Origin of the sequence: Polymorphobacter megasporae (assembly GCF_018982885.2) — a bacterium.
GTDB lineage: Bacteria > Pseudomonadota > Alphaproteobacteria > Sphingomonadales > Sphingomonadaceae > Polymorphobacter_B > Polymorphobacter_B megasporae.
The window spans coordinates 222,778-243,058 of the sequence record NZ_CP081849.1 but is presented as its reverse complement, the minus strand read 5'-3'; the positions used below and the strand labels follow the sequence as shown (position 1 = coordinate 243,058).

At 64.8% G+C, this 20,281-nt stretch carries 17 protein-coding genes; 8 read left to right on the top strand and 9 right to left on the bottom strand.

All coding sequences use genetic code 11. The annotated features are described in order from the left end of the window. Positions 1–15: 15 nt before the first annotated feature. Positions 16–1,557 (bottom strand): Fic family protein, encoded by a 1,542-nt coding sequence (locus tag KTC28_RS19480; protein WP_255602587.1) that lies wholly within the window; start codon positions 1,555–1,557, stop codon positions 16–18. A 207-nt stretch (positions 1,558–1,764) separates the two neighbouring features. On the opposite strand from KTC28_RS19480, the gene KTC28_RS19475 reads away from it, so the two are divergent. The 3 genes from KTC28_RS19475 (at position 1,765) to KTC28_RS19465 (ending at position 4,118) form a co-directional block, all read left to right on the top strand. Continuing rightward, on the top strand, positions 1,765–2,055 hold the full coding sequence (locus tag KTC28_RS19475) for a hypothetical protein (RefSeq protein WP_216710494.1): 291 nt from the start codon (positions 1,765–1,767) through the stop codon (positions 2,053–2,055). Between the two features lie 47 nt (positions 2,056–2,102). Then, positions 2,103–2,582, top strand: a complete 480-nt coding sequence (locus KTC28_RS23345) for a LytTR family DNA-binding domain-containing protein (protein ID WP_369426597.1) — start codon at positions 2,103–2,105, stop codon at positions 2,580–2,582. Between the two features lie 1,047 nt (positions 2,583–3,629). Then, a complete protein-coding gene (locus KTC28_RS19465) occupies positions 3,630–4,118 on the top strand; it encodes a hypothetical protein (protein ID WP_223132358.1) in 489 nt (162 codons plus the stop codon). On the opposite strand, the gene KTC28_RS19460 is transcribed toward KTC28_RS19465, so the two are convergent. From KTC28_RS19460 to ligD, 7 genes are all read right to left on the bottom strand, one after another. Further along, positions 4,067–4,966, bottom strand: coding sequence for a hypothetical protein (locus tag KTC28_RS19460; protein WP_216710497.1), 900 nt, complete (start codon positions 4,964–4,966; stop codon positions 4,067–4,069). The genes KTC28_RS19465 and KTC28_RS19460 overlap by 52 nt on opposite strands. 852 nt (positions 4,967–5,818) lie before the next feature. Further along, positions 5,819–6,394, bottom strand: a complete 576-nt coding sequence (locus KTC28_RS19455) for a suppressor of fused domain protein (RefSeq protein ID WP_216710498.1) — start codon at positions 6,392–6,394, stop codon at positions 5,819–5,821. A 3-nt stretch (positions 6,395–6,397) separates the two neighbouring features. Next, positions 6,398–7,441: a GH-E family nuclease gene (locus tag KTC28_RS23185; RefSeq protein WP_216710499.1), complete on the bottom strand. Its 1,044-nt coding sequence runs from the start codon at positions 7,439–7,441 to the stop codon at positions 6,398–6,400. 72 nt (positions 7,442–7,513) lie between these two features. Then, on the bottom strand, positions 7,514–7,933 hold the full coding sequence (locus KTC28_RS19445; RefSeq protein WP_216710500.1) for a DcrB-related protein: 420 nt from the start codon (positions 7,931–7,933) through the stop codon (positions 7,514–7,516). A gap of 246 nt (positions 7,934–8,179) precedes the next feature. Continuing rightward, positions 8,180–8,908, bottom strand: a complete 729-nt coding sequence (locus KTC28_RS19440) for a hypothetical protein (protein WP_216710501.1) — start codon at positions 8,906–8,908, stop codon at positions 8,180–8,182. 285 nt (positions 8,909–9,193) lie between these two features. After that, a complete protein-coding gene (locus tag KTC28_RS19435) occupies positions 9,194–9,682 on the bottom strand; it encodes an Hcp family type VI secretion system effector (protein ID WP_216710502.1) in 489 nt (162 codons plus the stop codon). Positions 9,683–9,833: 151 nt separating this feature from the next. Continuing rightward, positions 9,834–12,491, bottom strand: a complete 2,658-nt coding sequence (ligD, locus tag KTC28_RS19430; RefSeq protein ID WP_216710503.1) for a DNA ligase D — start codon at positions 12,489–12,491, stop codon at positions 9,834–9,836. 108 nt (positions 12,492–12,599) lie between these two features. On the opposite strand from ligD, the gene KTC28_RS19425 reads away from it, so the two are divergent. After that, a complete protein-coding gene (locus KTC28_RS19425; protein WP_216710504.1) occupies positions 12,600–12,836 on the top strand; it encodes a DUF5961 family protein in 237 nt (78 codons plus the stop codon). A 79-nt stretch (positions 12,837–12,915) separates the two neighbouring features. After that, on the top strand, positions 12,916–13,788 hold the full coding sequence (gene ku / locus KTC28_RS19420; RefSeq protein WP_216710505.1) for a non-homologous end joining protein Ku: 873 nt from the start codon (positions 12,916–12,918) through the stop codon (positions 13,786–13,788). Here the strand turns inward: ku and KTC28_RS19415 are convergent, their stop codons facing one another. Then, positions 13,789–14,340 carry a hypothetical protein gene (locus KTC28_RS19415; RefSeq protein WP_216710506.1) on the bottom strand — a complete coding sequence of 184 codons (552 nt, stop codon included), beginning with the start codon at positions 14,338–14,340 and terminating at the stop codon, positions 13,789–13,791. It abuts the gene before it with no gap. Between the two features lie 304 nt (positions 14,341–14,644). Between KTC28_RS19415 and KTC28_RS19410 the strand changes: the two genes are divergently transcribed. From KTC28_RS19410 to KTC28_RS19400, 3 genes are read left to right on the top strand one after another with little or no spacing between them, the layout of a single operon-like run. Then, positions 14,645–15,406, top strand: a complete 762-nt coding sequence (locus tag KTC28_RS19410; protein WP_216710507.1) for an ImuA family protein — start codon at positions 14,645–14,647, stop codon at positions 15,404–15,406. Continuing rightward, positions 15,327–16,994 (top strand): Y-family DNA polymerase, encoded by a 1,668-nt coding sequence (locus KTC28_RS19405; RefSeq protein ID WP_216710508.1) that lies wholly within the window; start codon positions 15,327–15,329, stop codon positions 16,992–16,994. Before KTC28_RS19410 ends, KTC28_RS19405 begins: the two co-directional genes overlap by 80 nt. Then, complete coding sequence (locus KTC28_RS19400; protein WP_216710509.1) at positions 16,991–20,281, top strand: error-prone DNA polymerase; 3,291 nt, start codon at positions 16,991–16,993, stop codon at positions 20,279–20,281. The genes KTC28_RS19405 and KTC28_RS19400 overlap by 4 nt, the downstream gene beginning before the upstream one ends.

The window sequence follows — 20,281 nt, the reverse complement described above, 5'->3', positions numbered from 1 at the left end:
AAAAACCGCCAGCGTTTATCCCTCGGCGGCGAACATCTCCGCGTAGATGACCTCGATCTGAGCAACTTCTTCATCGGCGAGCGCCGCAAATTCCTTCGTCCGGCCCCGCTGCGACAAGAGACCATCGTTCTGCGCGAGAAAACCACGCAGGAGTTCGACCTGCGCGGCCGGCATATCGACGATCTGCTGGATGCGGTCGCTGAACCGATCAAAGGCTTCGAGGAACCGGATCTCTTCCGGCATATCTCGCTCGATCGTCTGCTCGACACAGGCGTAGAGGAATTCGACATGCGCGGTCGCATCGAAATAGCGATAATAGTCGGCGGTATCGTTGAGGACCTGGACATTGCCATCGGCGGTGGGCTGCCATCGGATGAGCGGCAGCAGGGGGGCCGAATAACTCTGCAACACTCGGCGATACTCATCGATCCGCCGGTAAATCGCAACACTTATCGGGAAGATCAGCCCCGGCGGGTTGAACGCGGCAAGCGCGAGCGCGTGGTGGATGAGCCAGCGGTGAAGGCGGCCGTTTCCGTCGACATAAGGATGGATATAGACAAATCCGAACGCGGCGCAGGCAGCAGCGGCGACCGGATCCGACCGCCCACGCGCCGTCCGCTCGACATACTCGATCAGGCCACCGAGCAGGGACTCGAGATCCTGCGGCCTGGCGCTGATATGATCGGGGACCGGCATGTTGGTATCGCGATCATGGACGCCGACGAACCCGCCTTCATCGCGTAAACCCAGCCGGACGAACCGGGGATCGCCAATGACGATGCGTTGCAACCTGTCAAATTCCGCAATGCTTAAGGATCGCGTGCCGGCCTGGGCGATTGCCTGGCCCCATCGCGTTGCCCGATCGCCTGACGGACGCTCGCCCTCGATGGCAAAGGACGACTTAGAATCGTTCAGCAGCAGAAAGGCGGCAGCGCGGGCCAGCAGATCGCGGCGGATGCGGCCGACCGTCTCTCGTACGCGAACGTCGAAGGCGCGTGCCACATATGCGTCGATGGTCGGTGTACGGCGAACCATCGGGCAAAAGGCGGGTGTACCTGGCAGGTTGTTAAGCACGCGGTGGCGCGGCGATGGCTCGCCTTCAGCCAGTGCAAGCTGCTGCACTGCGTTGATTGCCGGGACCAGTCTGATCTTGCCGGCGTCGGGAACATGGAGGCGAAGACCGGTCTGCCATTCATAGAGAAACCAGATCCGGCGGGCATAAGCACCGGTCGGCGCCGCCGCCACGATCGCTGCGATATCCGCAGGGTCGATCACTCCGAACAGCGCCGAGAGCACGGCAAGATCGACGCCCTCATACCGCAGCGCATGTGTGAGTTGCTCAGCGAGGTCGTTGCCGGGCGCATGGCGTGGGGTCTGCATCAACCAGCGGTCCGTCGAGACCGGATGATGGCGCTGCGCAATCGCGGTCAACCGCGCGGGCAAGGGAACGGCGAGGTCATAGCGCGAGATCAACGCGGCATAGCCCGCAGGCGTACCAGCCTCCGCAAGCGGGAGATCGTGAAAATCATTCACTGACTGTGAGGGCCATTCACCCATGGGGCTCTCCGCGAAAATCATTCACTCGGTCTAGGCCGCTTTGCAAAGACCATTCACCGACTGCGAATATCTATCACAGACGGCCAGAAACGCGAAAATTAATCACCGCAGTCAGAGGTGGCTCGCTTTATCTAAATAGCGGCGCGATGCTAAGGGGGGCGTCCGCCGGTTTCATGCCGCTGCGAGAAGCGGCTGGTTGAAGTAGACGTGACCGTCCATTACGAGCACCACGCCAAGAAGAAGGAATTTGCGCCCTCGGCGACGGTGTTCAAGGTGCTGCAATGGGCAGTGAGCAAGCGCGCTTACGGTCTCGATCCGACCAATGCAGCCAAGGCAAACCTCATCCTGCCTGGTGCCGACCAGCCGCTGCCCGCGCGAACGCACCAATGGTGCATTCACCAAGCCCGGACACCCCCACCACCTGGTCGTCGACCTGACGCTAAGAAGACTTCACCAATGGCTGACGACGCTATCGAGGGCGATCGGCTGACGCTATAGGTGCATCTTCGCAAGACCAGCTTTCGCGTCGGCGTAGAGGAAGGGCGGTGGCAGATACTTCGCTACGCTTTCCCCGCGCTCGAGGTACGGGTTTTCGCCCGCTTCTCCGGCACGGCAGCGACTATGGATTCCAGCTGCTGTGCGACCAGTTCCCGGCAATCGGGCCGTTCGTGCAGCACTGGAATCCTGTCAAGCGGTGCCGGCCGGACCTGCCCTCGCAGCCGCCTTCAGACCTTGCCCAGCTTTGTGATCGCCTCGCGGACAGGGCGCTCGTTCCTGCAGTAGTCAGCCCAGGCCGAGGATTTCCGGATCACCGCCGGCACGGTGCGCACCGTGTATCTTCGGCAGGCCTCGTCCGCACGCATCGATCTTGGTTGGCCAACACACGCCACGTCCGCAGCATCACGCCGGCCGGTTCAGGAGATTGTCGCCTCGATCTGGGCCAGAACGTCATCGTACCGCTCTCGCGACGCTACCCGTCCGTTCTCGTGAGCCTGAAAGGCTGGCGTGTTGTGGACTTGTGGTGAGCCGCTGATTCTTACTAAAATGTCGATGGAGGCGAGTTTCGAGAAGCCTACCGCTTTCTCGATCAAAAACAACCTTCAGGAATGACAGCTATCGCCTCCGACTTTTTGAAAGCTGCCGGTCTGGCCGTTCACCACCCCTTGGTCGCCGCTGCCGCGACTCCATCCCTGGCGCGGCCTCGGGGGCCGTATCCAGACAGTCCGCTTCCGGGCGGTGAAAGCGGGATAGCTGCCATTGCCCAAACCGAGGATCCGGCGGCGGCTCACGCTCTAATTGCGGACGTCCCTCTTCGATGCGAAGGTGCTCGAATGAATGGCTTCTGGATAATCGTCGCCACTGTCTCGCTGGCCGGCTGCAGCCCAGGTCAAACGAGTACGGAGCAGCTTGTGCAAGCTCAAGCGAACTCTCGGCTTGGCTCTACAGCGAAGTGGAAACTGGACCCGGCGTTGGGTGCCGCTAGCCTTCAGCAGATGCGAGACAGTGCCTATCTTTTTTGTCGAGCCAAAAAAGCGTCAGACAGAGGGTGCGAAGCGCAGCAGGACTGGTCGCTTTTTGAGTATGCAAACTCTTTCCGGCTGGTGCGCTTGTATCGGTCGGAGCAATCTTTGACCTTCCCGTTTGCAATGGCGCATCAACGAGATTCGACGGCGTTCCAACGAGTGCGAGACTACTGCCAAGCGACGTATCAGGATCAGGGATCGGACGACGCTCGCAGTCTTGGGCCTTGCATGGCGGCGGGCATAGGTGGTGATTTTTTTGGGATTCTGCCCGTCTCCTGAATGTTGGCCAACCACCCCTTTGGTCGCCGCTGCGACGGCTCCGGTCCTGGGGCTGGCTTGGGGCCGGTTGCCGCCTGGCGGCTTTCGGGCAACCATTCGCGGTAAGCGGACCTTTGTTAAGCGGGAGCTACAGTCGCGAAAACCATTCATGCGGAGGTCCACGGTGCCGTTCGCGCATCCGGAAATTAGACGTTTTTTCAGCGTCCGTTGAGTGCTGCATCGCGCAACCTCGCCAGTGGCCGGTCTCTTATGCCAGAACCGGCCACTGCGATGAAAGTGAATCAGCCGGTTGACGTCGCCCCCTGGCATCAGCGAGAACGGAACCGCCGGTGGGGTCCCGGTTCGGGGGAAGTCATGACCAGATCACTTGCACTAGCGCTCGTTGCCGGCCTTATGCTGACGGCCGAGGCTCCCATGCCGCATGATACCGGACTTGCCATTCCGTCCGCGCAGTCGCGCGATCTTCTCGTATCCTGCATCGAAAAGAAGATGGCCGGCAATTTGGTGAAGGACGAGCCGCTCGGCAGCTCGGGCATCTCGATCGAGACAATCAAATACCCGAACTCGATATTCTTCGGTCACCCGACGCTATTTTTCGACATCACTGAATCGGGCGACAATCGGCTGATCAACATTCACTATCGCCACCCGATGAGCAAAGGGGCAGCGGCAAAGTGGACGCGGATCATTGGCCGTAAGTGCTTCCCCTACGAGCTCGAAGCCGCAGGCGGTGGTAAGCTGGACGCCGGAACCGACTGAGACGGCAGCGAGCTCGTCGCCGGTGCAATAGTCGGCGGCACAGGCGCAGGTGTCGAGTGAGATAAGCGCGGATGATTCCCGAAAGCCGCTTCCGTGAACGGTGCGGGCTTGTTCTTTCCTTGTTCGGTCAGCCGGAAGGTGAACGGATACTCGACACCGTTGAGATGCATGCTCACCGTCACATCGTACGGGGCTGCAATGCCGCTCGGCTTTTCGATAACGACGATGCCACCGTAGCTGTTGTCGGGGTCGATGGTCGTGGTCTGAAGAATATCGGTTGCCAGTGTCCCGAGCGTATAATCGAGGCGGTTCTGAACGCCAACGATGCCTGCCGTACCTGCCGCGACGGTAGCACCCGCGGCGACGGCACCCAGCGAGTTATCTCGGTAGCTTGATGACCAGAAATAGGTGCCATGCGGGGTCCGAATGTTGCCGTACGACTGGCTGGTCGTGTGTGCGGTCGAGACGGCCGCTGCTGCAACGCCTGAAAGCAGCGCAATGCCGACCATCGACCAGGCGGCACGGTTCTTCGCTCGCCGTTGCAGTTCCTCGCGACTGAGTACCGGTATAGGCTTGCCGGCGATCGTTGCCGTGACATTCTCCACGCCGAAATTAACGGAATTGTCGGCCTTGTTGTAGACCGCGACGCCGAAGGTAGCGTGATTATGATCAAGCGGAAGGGGCGTCACGGTCACGGACCCGCTCGCTGTTTCGAGATTGAGCGTCGGGATACCTGTGCGGTAGCGGACCGTCTCGCTGCCAATCTGCACCGGGTACAAGATAAGCTCCGTGGCGGTTGCCTGAGTAGCAATAGCTAGCCCCACTACGAGCCCAATGACACTCTTCATGCGCCTCCCCCTTCCGAATCCCGCCGCCCCCGCAGCGATTAACATAGGCGCAGCGGAGGTGCCCGTGTCAATTGCCATTGGCGCTCCGATAGAGCGTTCATTGAGCGGCTTCTTTGCAGCAAAGACCCAATGCCGGCCGCTGAGGGCAACTTGATCGCGCCCTTTAACGGATGTAATTCAAGGGCCGCTTTTTGCGGAGAAGGGGCCGTTTGCCGCCTGGCAGCTTTTGCGCAAGCATTCGCGGTAAGCGGACCTTTGTTCATCTACCTCCTGGCGGTTTGCGCGCTGCCGTGAGGGCAGTGCTGCCTTCGGGCGGAATGGACGCGATCGCCTTCGACTACTTTCTCCGCCCCATCATTTTCGGTTCAGTTGCGGCGGAAGGCAGCCATGCGGACGGGAGGTCGGAGTGGGGGCGGGATTCTCATCACCGCGCCAGTGCTCGGCATGACGACGGCCGAATGAAGCAATCGATGGCTACTGTCTTCGGCGCTCGAGGGCGGACCAGGCATGTCGTAATGGTGCATTGGTAACGATCTCGCTCTTGGCTCTCGACTGCCAGCGTTCAACCTGGTTATGCAAGGCACCGACCTAAGTGCGCTGTCGCCTTCGTCCGTCGACAGGGTCCGCGTCACGGGCCGCACGGTGTCGGATCGTAGAAGCGGATTAGGCGGGCCCTTCGCAATCTGCGGCTGGCAAAGCTCGGTCGTCTCTAGCGTGCAGTGGGTTCCCTACATTCGACAATCTGTTCGCGACGTAGCAAACTCGCAGCTGTTAGATTACCGGCTGCTTTGTGATTTTGTGCAGAACATTATCGAATCCTAACCGACTTTAAGGATCGGCTGAACCTGCAGCTCACACTGCGGCGGCGCGTTCGAGGTCGAAGACGTCGATCTGCATCTGCTGAAACAGTTCGGCGAGAGCCGACGCGCCTCGGGTCGCGCCGTATATCCTTTCACTTTCAGATATCGGCAACGCGAGCAGCCACGCAACGGTCCGATCCGGCAGACGCTGCGTCTCCAAATTCCAAAGGAAGGGATCGTATAGCATCACGTGCCGCATCGCCGTGTTCTTCAAATACATGCCGACTGCATCGATGTGCACGGAGTCCGGCAGCAAAGGCGCGCCGGAGTTCATGACATTGAAGGCGCATGTGGAGAGAATATTCGCCGTATCGGTGAACTCGTCCCGCGCCGCAATCAACAGCTCGACCCGCAGAGGCGCATCTCCGACCGAAGTCTCGATGTCGACGTCGGACAGGCCGATCGTGGCATGGGTCGTCACTCCGGTTGTCGGGCTATCCGATGCGGATAGTATCGCGATCGACGACTTCTCCGCCTCGTCCCAGTAGGTGACGACCTTCACGCCGTCGCCGCCCAATGCCGATTTCAGGTATCTGGCGAGCGTCTTGTGACTGATCGGGACTTCCATCGCTCAATCTCCAAGGTAGGTGTCGGTGTCGTCCTCGCCGCTGTGGCCGCGGTTGGAGGACGGCAGTTCCGGCCGATAGTGGTCGGGGTTGTTGTATTCGTCGAGGAACTGCTGACGCGAGATGCCCCGATCGGCGGCCGAGACCTGATGCTTGCGGAACTCGTAGCCGGGCTTGTGACCCATGTCCCAAGGATCGTCTGGATCCATGGGCTTGCTGCTCACCGGATCGATGACGGTCCCATCTGTCGTCTTCGCGCTATTCCAGACCTCGTCCCTTACGCCAGTGCGGAAGCCCGACGGTCGGGCGTAATCGCCCATGTATTGGAGATGGGCGTTGCCTCCGTTCATGCCGAGCGCGTTGGGATCGACCTTGACGCGGTAGTTGAAGGGGTCAAGCCGGCCCCCGGCGGCGCCTGATGACAGAGCGCCGCCGAGAAGACCGCTGCCAAGGGCGAACTGGCGCTGACCGCGCGAGCCTTCTCCGAAGAGCCTACCCCCCACCTTGTTGCCTTCGTATCCGAAGCCGGCTCCACCAGCGAGCCCAGCCGCCAGGCGCGCGGCCATCAGCAGCTTGAGCCCCTTCGCCGCCATGGCAATGGCGCCGACGCCGCCGATCAGACCGAGTGCGCCGACGATCAGTTCGGCGGCGAGCGGAACTTCCGGGTCGATGGCGAGGAGCTGCTCCTTCGGTCCGCCGATGTTGGTGTCGTCAGACGCGGTCGAGATCTCCGCGCCGCAGGTGGTCCGGTCGCCGATGCGGGCAGCCGGTAGGCCGTCGATGTGGACGAGCTTGCTTCCCTCGGCGATCTTCTGGTTTCCGTGATCGTCGCAGGCGACGTCGTCGGTCGCCCGCGCGGCACCGACGTGATTGGTGTCCGCATCCTCGCTTGCCTTAACGATCGAGCCGGCATCGTAGGTCGAGAAGCCCCCGACGAATTCACCGAGGACGCCGCCAAGTCCGGCCCCGCCGGCGGCGGCTATGGCCACCGCGGCGAGGCCGCCGGTCGCGCATACCGCCGCGATCGCCGCGCCGGCCAGCGCGCCCATGATCAGCCCGGAATAGGCGTTGGTATGGCTGATGCGGTCGCCGAGGCGGGCGGCTTTAGGCAATGCCGAGACCTAACCGGCGAACCGGAACGTCTCGACGAGGCGGTCAAGAATTAGCAGCTGCTCGGCGGTAAAGGCGCCATTGGCGCTGGCCGTGATGGTCAACGACTGCTGGCCGATGAGCGTGAACACCTGCCGCTGGTCCAAAAACCCCTCACCTCCGGCGAGGCGTGCGCCGGTGATCTCGGCCGGTCGACCGTCGATCTCGTATTCGCGCCGCCACAGCAGTTCGTAATCCTTCAAGGTCTGCGCGAGGGTGTCGAGTTCGTGCCCGACGTGATCCTTCAGCGAAGTTCCTGCCGCCACCGTCATCCGCGTAATGACGATGTTGAACGGGCTCGGCCCGGACGGCGTCAGCGTGAACAGCCCGACGGTCTGATCGTGAAGCTCGTCGGCGATCTCGAAGGTTGCCTCGTGCATGCGGTAGAGCATCGTCGACCCCTTGCATCCCGGCCAGCTGGCCGATTTGACGCGTCTAGGGATAGGCGTCGATGCCCGCAAGGCCGGGATCGGCTGCGACGATTATAGTCGGGGGTCCGTCGTGATCGTGCCCGGCACCGGAGGCTCCAGAGTTGCCCATGTGACCGGTTCTCAATTTGAGAGACATGGGACACATTGGCCGTGCAACAAAATTATGTGGGCCAGAACCGGGCCCCGCGCGACGACGCCGAATTCGTTTTACGCCCAGCGTGTCGACCCCGGGACGTCACCTTGAACGCCGGCATACCCTGCCGCCCCCTTGCGGAAGGGATTGAAGGGAACATCGACATCGCCGAGTTGCTGGACCAGACGCGGCATCCTGTCGCGGAACGAGCGCAGAAGGCGGACATAGCCGGCGTCGGGCACCATCCGGTCGGTCTTCAGGACGTCGGTGAGGTTTCGGTGCGACCGCCGTATCGGATACCCCTTTTCCGACCGATACATGTTCTCAACGAGGATCGCGTCGAATTCGGCCACCGTGTCGAAAGACCAGCCCAGCGGATTCGCGAACAACTTGCCGGCGACGTCCTCGGAGGCATGCTGCAGCTCGTGCAGAAGCGTCGCCGCATGGTGCTGCCGCGACGTGAAGCGCCAGGGCGTGTATTGAAGGATCACATCTGACCCGAGTCCGGTCGAGACTTGAGCCGGCACGGCCTTGCTGCCGTCTCCATACCTTACCGGATGAGCTGGATATTCGGCGTTCGCGAAGCTCGTCGGGAGCGCCCCTGCATTCTTGTCCGTCGACGGATAGGGCACGACCCGGACGAACCGGGCGTGGCAATGCAACTCGTGCAGGACGCACAGCCCGGTGTTCGACCGCGCGATCTCCCCCAGATTATACATAACCGCGGCTTCCCAACCGCTGCGATCTGCTGGTTTCAACGATGACGCATCGACGATGAGGCGCCGCTGGAAGGTGACGGTCATAGGTGCATCTCCGTGACGTTCGTCAGCCGCAATCCGACCCGCTGCGATCTGAGCGAACCAACGTGTCGCCACACGTAAAGGGCACCATCACACTCCTCGCAGACGAACTGCGATCCGACCTTGTGTGCGCACGCTATCGGCGAAGACGGTCGCCGGTGCTGTCGTCGTGCGCATGTGACTTCGGCGCCGATCGGACACGCATTCACCGACCACGGTAATCTCTTCAGTCGGCTTCCACGGCGCTTGCCGGGATCGACGGCATGCGCGACCCCGGCGAGCTTAAGGTCAGATCTTCTTGGCGGTCGTGAAGTCGTATCCACCGCGGACCGCACGTTCCGCATTCGTATCATCGCGCAGGAACTGATTGAAGCTGACCTGACTGAAGTTCAGCGCGATGTTCTCCATCGGCTCACCACCGGAACTCTGACCCGAAGTCGTGAAGGACGTGCAGATCACGTTCTTCATGACATATTCGATGTATTTCGCCTGAGCGCCGTCCGACGCCTGGATGGTAACGGCGAGCTGCGCCTCCGGCGTATTTTTCCCTTCGAGCGCCTGCAGCATGAACTGTGTCGTCGTGTCATCCTGACGCTTCACCAGGTGGACGTCGCCCGGCGTCACCTTGCCTGACGACGCGCGGTTGCCTGCCGCACCTGCCGTCGTCTGCACGGCGACCGAGAAGCCCCAACTATAGGAGTCGATCTCGATCCAACCCTTATACGGGCCCGCAGTGACGGCCCCCTGCAACGAACCAAGTTTCAGATAAACCGGCATTTCGCTCCCCTGCCAAATCGCGCATTCGATCCGAGAGGATTACGTCGGTTGAAGTCTTCAGGATAGCCTGATCGAACGTCGCTGATGGCAACAGCGAGCACGCCTGGATATTGCCAGCGCGACGTCGTCGTTGACTCTCTCGCAGCCGCCTTCAGACCTTGCCCAGCTTTGTGATCGCCTCGCGGAGAGGGCGCTCGTTCCTGCAATAGTCAGCCCAGGCCGAGGATTTCCTGATCACCGCCGGCACGGTGCGCACCGTGTATTTCGCAGGATCGAGCCCCTTTTTCACCTGTGACCAGCTGATCGGCATCGACACCGGCGCGCCGGGCCGTCCGCGCGGGGACAGTGGCGCCACCGCTGTCGCCATGCGGTCGTTGCGGAGGTAGTCGAGGAAGATGCGCCCGGTGCGCTCCTTCTTCGCCATGTTGATCAGATAGCGGTCGGGAGCGTCGGCGGCCATGGCCTTGCAGACGTCGCGGGCGAACGCCTTGGCCGTCGGCCAGTCGACGCCTTTGCCGTCGAGCGGGGTGACGATGTGGAGCCCCTTGCCGCCCGTTGTCTTGCAGAAGCCGACCAAACCGAGCGCCGACAAGCGGTCGCGGACCTCCTTCGCGGCGGTAATGACGGCGTCGAATGGCACATCGGGCGCCGGATCGAGGTCGAACACGAAGCGGCCCGGCTGCTCGGGCAGGAAGGGCTCGCAATTCCACGGGTGGAGTTCCAAGGCCCCGGTCTGGGCCGCTGCGACGAGCGCCTCGACGGTGTCGAACCGGATGTAGGGCTGGCGGTCGCCCCGGACCTCCACCTCGGTGATCAGGGACGACTGGCCCTTCGACGTGTGACGCTGGAAGAAGTTCTGCTTGCCGTCGATCCCATCGGGCATGCGGATCATCGAGCACGGTCGGCCCTTGAGGTGGGGCAGCATCCATTCGCCGACCGCCTCGTAGTAGCGGGCGAGCTCGACCTTGCTCACGGGTTGGCCGTCGTTCGCGTCGGGCCAGAGCGCCTTGTCGGCATGCGAGATCGTCTGGCCCATGACGACGGCGGATCCACGCGGCATCACCGTCGCCGACCGGACGGTCGTCGTCACCACTGCCGTCGGTGCCGGAGTGTGGAGTTCGGTCGTCGGCGGGGCCGGTGCCTCGGCTTCGACCTCGGCCGCCGGCTTATCGTCGCGCAGCCCTTTGAACGACGCCTGGCGCAGCGACCCATCGCCGGTGAACCCGGCGTATTGGATCTCAGCCACGAGTTCGGGCCGCAGCCAATGGATGTCGGCGGTCTTGCGAGGTGCGCCCTTGCCCTTGAACGGACTGATGTCGCTGGCCAATGCCTTGAGCTTCGGCATGATCGCGGCGACGACGTCGCGGCCGAACCCGGTGCCGATGCGGCCGACGTGGACCAGTTCGCCGTCGCGATGGACACCCGCGATCAGCGAGCGGAACGCGTCGCCGTTGGTCGTCCAGCCCCCGAGCACAACCTCGTGGCCTTGGCGGCACTTCGATTTCGCCCAGCTCTCGCTGCGACCGGAGACGTAGGGCGCGTCGACCTTCTTCGAGACGATCCCCTCGAGATCCATGCGACACGCCGACAGCAGCACGGCGTCGCCCGCGGTGACGAAGTGATCGACGTAGCGCAGGTTCGCCGCGTGTCCGTCGAGGCTGGCGGCAAGTCGCTCCTTCCGCGCGAGCAGCGGCAGCGGGCGGAGGTCCTCGTGGCCATCGAACATCCGGTCGAATGCGAAGAATACGAGATTTTCCGTCTTCCCGTCGGAAATCGCCGCCTGCAGCCCGGCGAAGCTGGGCGCGCCGGTGTGGTCGAGCGCGACGACCTCGCCGTCGACGATCCCGTCGCCGAGCTTGGCACCGGCAGCGACGATCTCGGGGAATTTCGCCGACCAGTCGAGCCCCTTGCGGCTAAGCAGCGTCGCCTTGCCGCCGACGGTCCGCAGTTGCATGCGGTAGCCGTCGAACTTGATCTCGTGCGCCCAACCCGAGCCGGCCGGGGGCTTCTCGACCATCGTCGTCAGCTGCGGCTCGATGAACGCCGGCACGACTTCAGCCACGACGGCGTTGGCCGACTTGCCGGGCTCCGCGGGGGACTTGGTCTTCGTTTCGGCGGCCGCCTTCGGTCCCGCCGTCGCGGTCGAGCGGTTGCTCTGCCACACCGCACCGGCGTCGGCACCGCCGGCGGTCATGAACGGCTTCGCCGAACGGCCCTTACCGGCGGCGATGTCGGCCATTGTGCGCTTCGACGCCACCGAGCGGTCGTCGTCGCTCGGACCGGTGACGTTGCCCTCGACCGCCCCCTCGTCACGGTGCTTGATCAGCAGCCACGCATTCTTCGGCCTGCCGCGGCCGTCGCCCTTGAGCCGGACGATGACCCACGAGCCGTGCATCCGCTCGCCCTCCATGACGAACTTGAGCTCGCCCTTGGCCAGCGCCGCGGCGATGTTCTCGAACCCCTTCTCGGGGGCCCAATAGCCGCGATCCCACAGCATCACCGTGCCGCCACCATACTGGCCCTTCGGGATGGTGCCCTCGAAGTCGCCATAGTCGAGCGGATGATCTTCGACCTCCATCGCCATGCGCTTGTCGGACGGGTCGAGCGACGGTGCCTTCGGCACAGCCCATGACCGAAAAGTGCCTTCGAACTCGAGGCGAAGGTCGAAGTGGAGGTGGCTCGCTGCGTGCTTCTGAATGACGAAGCGCAGCGCCTGCGACGGCACGACCTTGGCGTCGTCGCCCGACGGCTCGGCGGTCTGCGCGAAGTCCCGCATGCCTTGGTATTTGTCGAGCTTGGTCGTGGCCATCGGCGCCTCGGTAGGACTGGTCGATAAACGTCCGACAATCACAATGATCGCACTTGATCGATGAGTCGATTTTCTCGTCGCGGCGTTGAGGGTGAAGGAGAACAGACCATGCCTCAAGCCGCGACCCGCCGGTTCAGCGTCCACGCCCGGCACATCGACCAGCATCACGCCCGATTGCTCGACGAGGCATCGTTCGAGGCGGCGGCGGTCGCCTACGTCGAGGATTTCCATCCACCCATCGCCGACGACAACGAGATGCGGGTGATCGTGCGCGAAGTCGGCACCAGCCACGAGCATTGCTTCACCATCGATCTCGAGACCGGCGCGACGACCCCCTGCGGGTGACGATACCGGGCGGGAAACGATTTCGCGCGAGGGTCGTTGATCGATCCTGGCGCCCTCGTCCGCGCCGCGAGGAAGCGACATGGCGTATCGTCCAAGCTGGCAGGGTCATCTCAAGCTCTCACTCGTGACCTGTCCGGTCGCGATGTATACCGCGACCAACGCCGCAGGCGACGTCCACTTCAACCTGATCAACCCCGAGACCAACAACCGGATCAAGATGATCACGACCGACCCCGACACGGGGCCGATCGAGCGGTCGAAGCTGGTCAAGGGCTATGAGGTATCGAAGGGCGAATACATTCTGCTGACCGACGACGAGATCAAATCGGTCAAGCTCGAGAGCACCAAGACGATCGACATCGAACGCTTCGTCGCCGGCGACGAGATCGATCGGCTCTATTGGGACAACCCCTATTATCTCGCGCCCGACGGCAAGATGGCGCAGGAGGCATTCGGCGTCATCCGCACCGCGATGGAGAAGTCGGGGCAGATCGCGCTCGGGCGCATCGTCATGGCGACGCGCGAGCGGATTCTGGCGCTCGAGCCGCGCGGCAAGGGTATCCTTGCCTACACGATCCGGTCCGACGCCGAAGTCCGCAAGTCCGACGAGATCTTCGCCGGCATCAGCGACGACAAGGCCGACGCCGGGATGATCGCGATCGCCGAAAAGATCATCGAGCAGCGCGAGGGGCCGTTCGACCCGAGCCAATTTGTCGACCGTTACGAGAAGGCGTTGAAGGACCTGATCGAGGAGAAGAAGAAGGGTCACAAGCCCGCCGCCGTTGCCGAGCCCGACAATACCAACGTCATCGACCTCATGGCGGCGCTCCGCGCCAGCCTCGAGGGTAAGAAAGGTGCCGCCAAGTCGGGGGCCAAGGATGCGGCGAAGGACGACAAGGCCACGGCCAAGAAGGCGCCGGCGGCAAAGCCGCGGGCGCGCAAGGCCGGCTGATCAGCCGGTGCCACCGGCCTTCCGGTAGGCGGTCCGCGCCTCGACGACAGCACTGGTCGCCTGTTTGCGCTGCTCGACATACCGTGCCTGCGACGCCTCCCGTTCCGCATCGAGCTCGTCCTGCCGTCGGCGGAGTTCGGCCTCCTCGCGCTTGCGGTCCTCGTCGACGTGGCGGAGCGCGGCCTCGGCCTTGTCGAGCGGCCTGCGATCCGCAGGCTTCGTCTTTCTAGGCGGCTTAGCGGGCGGTTTTTGGGGATGGACGTCCTCGGCCCACTTTCGCGGCGCGTCGGGGATCTCGGGAAGGCCACGGGGCTTCAGTTCGAAGGGGTTTGTGGTCCCGATCAGCCGCCGAAGCGGCACGCCGGGCTGCGCCCGCGCCGCCTCGACGGCCTGCGCGTCGTCCGTCTGCCTCGCCTGGCCGCTGGCGAACAGGTTTTGCCGGGTGCCCCACGCCTCGAGCGCTGCCGTCTGGCTGCGCGCCGCGACGACGGAATCGTAGAAGCCCATCTGGGCTGAGAATACCTTGAGCTTGGGATCGACCGCCTTTTTCATCAAGCCACTCCGAATTACCTCTCGATGTTGTGGGTTGTCCCCTCGCATCGCGCTACTCCGAAATCACCGTCGATGGATCCGCTATCCGCCGACCGTGTCATCGTCGCCGGGGACGCGCCGCGCTGTAGATGACGATCGAGTGGTTCCCACCCCCGAGAGCGTCGATCATCTAGGCGCCGACGACCACTCCATGATGCTGAATTCAGTCGCCGACCCAACGCGCTGAAGGGCCGAAGACACAACCCGGCTTGACGTCGGCGGTCGTTGATAAGAACATAGAGCGAACAAACGAGTCGCGCTTTTCATGTCCGCCATCGCATCCAGATCAGAATCGCTGTCGCGTCTCCGGGAGCATCTCGCTGTCGTCGAGGGCGCGACCCGGCATTCCGCGCTCGGCTTTTCCGTTGCCGCGCTCGACCAGAGGCTGGCGGATGGCGGGCTCCACGCTGCCGCGGTGCACGAGTTCGCTCCGGCCGCGGCGTCGCTGGGCGACGATGCGGCGGCGACCCTCTTCATCGCCGGCGCCGCCGCGCGGTTTGCCGCCGACGCCGACGCACGCGTGCTGTGGGTCGTCGGTCGCTTCGATCTATATGCGCCGGGGCTCGAGCAGGCGGGACTGACGCCGGCCAAGGTGCTGTTCGCCGAAGGACGCGACGACAAGGAGGTCCTGGCGCTCATGGAGGACGCGCTCCGGCACGGCGGGCTCGCCGCGGTGGTCGGTGAGGTCAAGCGGGCCGACATGATCGCGACGCGGCGCCTCCAGCTCGCCGCCGAGGGTGGCAGGACACCCGCGCTGTTGCTGCGGCGCTGGCGGCGGCGTGGCGTCAGTCCGTTATCCGAGCTGTCCGCTGCGACGACGCGGTGGCGGATCGCCTGCGCACCGTCGGGGCGGCTGCCGGTTCCGGGCGTCGGCCGCGCTCGGTGGCTCGCCGAACTCGTCCGCCAGCGCAACGGCGATCCCTTCACCCTCATTGTCGAGGCTTGCGATGACACGGGTCGCCTCGCTCTACCTGCCGATGCTCTCGATCGAGCTGATCCGGCGGACAGAGCCTCGCGCGCAGCTTGAGGCTCGCGCTCGATCTCTTCAGACGACGCACGGATGCCCGACGTCGGCGGTCGGGGGGTGGCGTCCGGGGGCCCGCTGGTCGCATGGCGACGATGCACCGGCCGGTTCGCCTCAGCGGTGGCGGGGGGCCGCCGAAAGGACCGCGCCCTCGATCAGGCCGCTGATTCTGGCCGAGCAGGTCGGCAACAAACAGTCCGTCGCGTCCTCGTGCCCGGCGGCCGTCGAGATGGGGCTCGTCCGCGGGATGACCGTCGCGCAGGCGCGTATCCTCGTGCCCGATCTCGACGTCCGTCCATCTGACACCACCGCCGACATGGAGATGCTCGGCAGGCTGGCGCTTCACGCGGTCCGACATTGGACGCCTACGGCGGCCGTGAGTGGCCTGGATGGGCTATGGCTCGACCTGACCGGGGTGACGCATCTCCACGGCGGCGAGGAGCGCTTCTGCCGCCGCGCGATCGGTCTATGCCGCCGTCTCGGTTTGACCGCGCGCATCGCAGTCGCGGGTTCGCCCGGCGCCGCGCATGCGCTGGCGCGGTTTGGAGGGCAGCCCATCGTCCGGATAGCGTGCGGCGGAGATGCCCAGGCGCTGGCGGGTCTGCCGCTGGCGTGTCTGCGGCTCGTTCCCGAGGCGCTCGCCGCCGCCGCGCGGTTCGGCCTGGAGACGGTCGGCGATCTGCTGCCGCTGCCGCGCGGCCCGCTTGCCCGGCGGCTTGGGTTGGCGAGCATTCGCCGCCTCGATCAGGCATTGGGGCGGATCGCCGAGCCCATCGTCCCGCTTGTGCCCGAGCAGGCATGCGTCGCCATCCGACGGCTGCTCGAGCCGATCGTCACCGCCGAGGCGATCGAACAGGTCGTCGCCGACTTGCTGCGCGATCTGGTCGGCGAATTGCGGAAGCGCGGCGTCGGCGCCCGCGCCCTCGTCCTGCGGCTGGACCGCATCGATGGAAGCGAACAGCGTATCTCCGTCGGGACCGTCAGTGCGACGCGCGATCCGGTCCATCTCGCCCGCCTGTTCCATCTCCGCGTCGAGCGCATCGATCCCGGCGATGGCATCGAGACGATGGTGATCGCCGCGTCTCACGTCGAGCCGCTCGGCGCCACCGCGTTGGCCTCCGGCCTCGGCCGCGGCGACAGGGCAGGGGACGTTGCGACCCTGGTCGACCAGCTCGCTGGCCGCGCCGGTGCCGACGCCGTGTTCACCGTCGGCGCGGTCGAGAGCGACGTGCCCGAGCGCGCCACCTGCCGGACCGGACCGCTCGATGCACCCTCCGGGTGGCCCCTGTGGAAGCGGCCGGTCCGGCTTCTGCGTCGGCCCGAGATGCTCACCAACGTCGTCGCGCTTTTGCCCGATCATCCGCCTCGCCGCTTCGCATGGCGGGGAGACATGCACGCGGTCGTCGCCGGCGATGGTCCCGAGCGCATCCACGGCGAGTGGTGGCGGCGCGATGCCGAGATCGAAGCGGTCCGCGACTATTATCGGGTCGAGGACGACCGCGGCGCCCGGTTCTGGCTGTTCCGCCGCGGCGACGGGATCGATCCCGCGACCGGCGACCTCAGCTGGTTCATGCACGGACTGTTCGGGTGACGACGTCGCAGCGATCCGGCTACGTCGAACTTCAGGTCACGAGCCATTTCTCGTTCCTGCGCGGCGCGTCGTCGCCCGACGAGCTCTTCGCCGCCGCCGCGGGGCTCGGCCATTCCGCGCTCGGCGTCGCCGACCTCGGCTCGGTCGCCGGCATTGTCCGTGCATGGGAGGCGGCGAAGACGACCGGCGTCCGCCTCATCGCTGGCAGTCGCGTCGTCCTCGACGATGGCCGCGGCCTTCTGCTCTACCCGACCGACCGACCGGCATGGTCAAGGCTCAGCCGTCTTCTGACCCTCGGCAAATCGAGGGCGGGCAAGGGTGGCTGCACGCTGGGGTGGAGCGATGTCGCGACGTGGTCCGACGGGCTGATCGCGATCCTCCTGCCCGACCTTCCTGGGGACGCGACGGGGCGACGTCTGGCCGAGCTGAGGGCGGTGTTCGACCGACGGGCTTACTGCGCGCTCACGTTCCGTCGCCGTCCCGACGACATGGTGCGGCTGCACGACCTCGCCGCCCAGGCGGCTTCCGCCGGTGTTCGCGCGGTCGCGACTGGGGACGTCCTGTATCATGCTCCCGACGCACGGCTGCTGCAGGACGTCGTCACCGCAATCCGTGAGAAATGCACCGTCGACGCGCTCGGGTTCCGTCGCGAGCGCCACGCGGATCGTCATCTCAAGACCCCGGACGAGATGGCGCGCCGGTTCGCCGCCTTCCCGGACGCGATCGCGGCGACGGCGGACATCGCTCGCATCTGCACGTTCGATCTCGGCCAATTGAGTTATCAGTATCCCCACGAGAAGGTCGTCGACGGACTGACCGCGCAGGAGTCGCTTGAGCAGCTGACCCGGGAAGCGACGGCCGCCATGTTCTCGGGCGACGTGCCGCTGCCGTATCGGAAACAGATTGCGCACGAACTGCGGCTGATCAACGACCTTGGCTACGCACCCTATTTCCTCACCGTCAACGCGATCGTCGCCGAGAGCCGGCGGCGCGGCATCCTCTGCCAGGGCCGGGGATCGGCGGCGAACAGCTGCGTCTGCTTCGTCCTCGGCATCACCAGCATCGATCCGATCAAACACGAGCTGCTGTTCGAACGCTTCGTCTCGGGCGAGCGGAAGGAGCCGCCCGACATCGACGTCGACTTCGAGCACGAGCGCCGCGAGGAGATCATCCAGTGGATCTATGAGAACTACGGCCGCAATCATGCTGCGCTAACCGCCGTCGTCACCCGATACCGGGCCCGCGGCGCAGTGCGCGAGGTCGGCAAGGCGCTCGGTCTGCCCGAGGACCTGACCAAGGCGCTGACCGGGTTGATCTGGGGATGGAGTCAGGAGGGGGTCGGCGAGAAGCAGGTCGCCATGCTCGGACTGAACATGGCGGACCGCCGACTCGGGTTGGCACTCAACCTGGCGCGCCAGCTGATGGGCACCCCGCGCCACCTGTCGCAGCACCCGGGCGGGTTCGTCCTGACCCACGACCGATTGGACGACCTTGTGCCGATCGAACCGGCTGCAATGGCCGACCGGCAGGTGATCGAATGGGACAAGGACGACATCGACGCGCTCAAGTTCATGAAGGTCGATGTGCTCGGCCTCGGCATGCTCGGTTGCATGAACCGGGCGTTCAACCTGCTCGACGAAACGAAGGGCGTTCGCGTCGGCATGGCCGACCTGCAGGACGACGATCCCGACGTCTACGCGATGATCCAGAAAGCCGACACGCTCGGCGTGTTCCAGATCGAGAGCCGGGCGCAGATGTCGATGCTGCCGCGGATGAAGCCGACGCGGTTCTACGATCTCGTCATCGAGGTCGCGATCGTCCGCCCGGGACCGATCCAGGGCGACATGGTCCATCCCTACCTCCGTCGACGCGAGGGCAAGGAAAAGCCGGAATATCCCCGCCCCGAGCTCCGCGCCGTCCTCGAGAAGACGCTCGGCGTGCCGCTGTTCCAGGAGCAGGCGATGAAGGTCGCGATCGTCGGCGCCGGATTCACGCCTGCCGAGGCCGACCAGCTGCGCCGGGCGATGGCGACATTCAAGGTCACCGGCGGGGTCAGCCATTTCTTCGACAAGCTCGTCAACGGCATGGTCGAGCGCGGCTATCCGCGCGAGTTCGCCGAGCGGACATTCAAGCAGATCGAGGGCTTCGGCAGCTACGGGTTCCCCGAGAGCCACGCCGCCAGCTTCGCCAAGATCGCCTACGCCTCGTGCTGGATGAAGCATCATCACCCCGACGTGTTCTGCGCGGCACTGCTCAACGCCCAGCCGATGGGGTTCTATGCCCCGGCACAGGTGGTCCGCGACGCTCGCGACCACGGCATCGAGGTGCGACCGGTGTGCGTCAACGCCAGTCGCTGGGACTGCACGCTGGAGAAACGCACCGACGGCGCCGGTGACGGCCGCCTCGCTGTCCGCCTTGGGCTGCGCCAGGTCCGCGGCCTCGCCAATGTCCACGGGGCCGCGATCATCGCCGCGCGTGGTGAGCGATCATTCGGCTCGGTCGAGGAGGTGTGGCGCCGGGCGACGGTTCCCCGCGCGGCGATCGAGCGCCTCGCCGAGGCGGACGCGTTCCATGCGCTCGGCGAGGACCGGCGGCAGGGACTGTGGAAGGTCAGGGGGCTCGGCGAGGCCCCGCTGCCGTTGTTCGCAGCCGCCGACGCGCGCGAGGCGGCGTTCAGCCCTGAGGGGATCGAGCCGGTCGTCGCGCTGAGGCCGATGTCCGACGGGCGCGAGGTCGTCGAGGATTACCGGTCGCTCCAGCTGTCGCTACGCGCCCACCCGCTGACGTTTCTGCGCAACGAGCTCGCCAGCCGGGGCATCGTACGCTGCGCCGATCTCGTTTCCATCAAGGACGGCCGCCGGGTCGAGGTCGCCGGCATCGTCCTCATCCGCCAGAAGCCGGGGTCGGCCAAGGGCATCCTCTTCGTCACCGTCGAGGACGAGACCGGCATCGCCAACGGCATCCTCTACCCAGACCGGTTCGAAGCGCAGCGGCGGACGGTGATGAGTGCGGCGATGATCGGGCTCAAGGGCCGCGTGCAGAAGGAGGGCGAGATCATCCACATCATCTGCGACCGCATCGTCGATCACAGCGACCTGCTCGCGCAAGTCGGCCGGATGGACTTCCCGCACATGACGGGCCGAGGCGACGGCGCCCGCCATGCCGGCTCGCCCGATCGCGGCGATGCCGGCTGGAAGCCCGCACCGCGCGACAGCTACTGGCCGCCGCACGACGGTGGCATGGACCCCGAGGACGCCATCCGGGTCAAGACCCGCGATTTCCGCTGA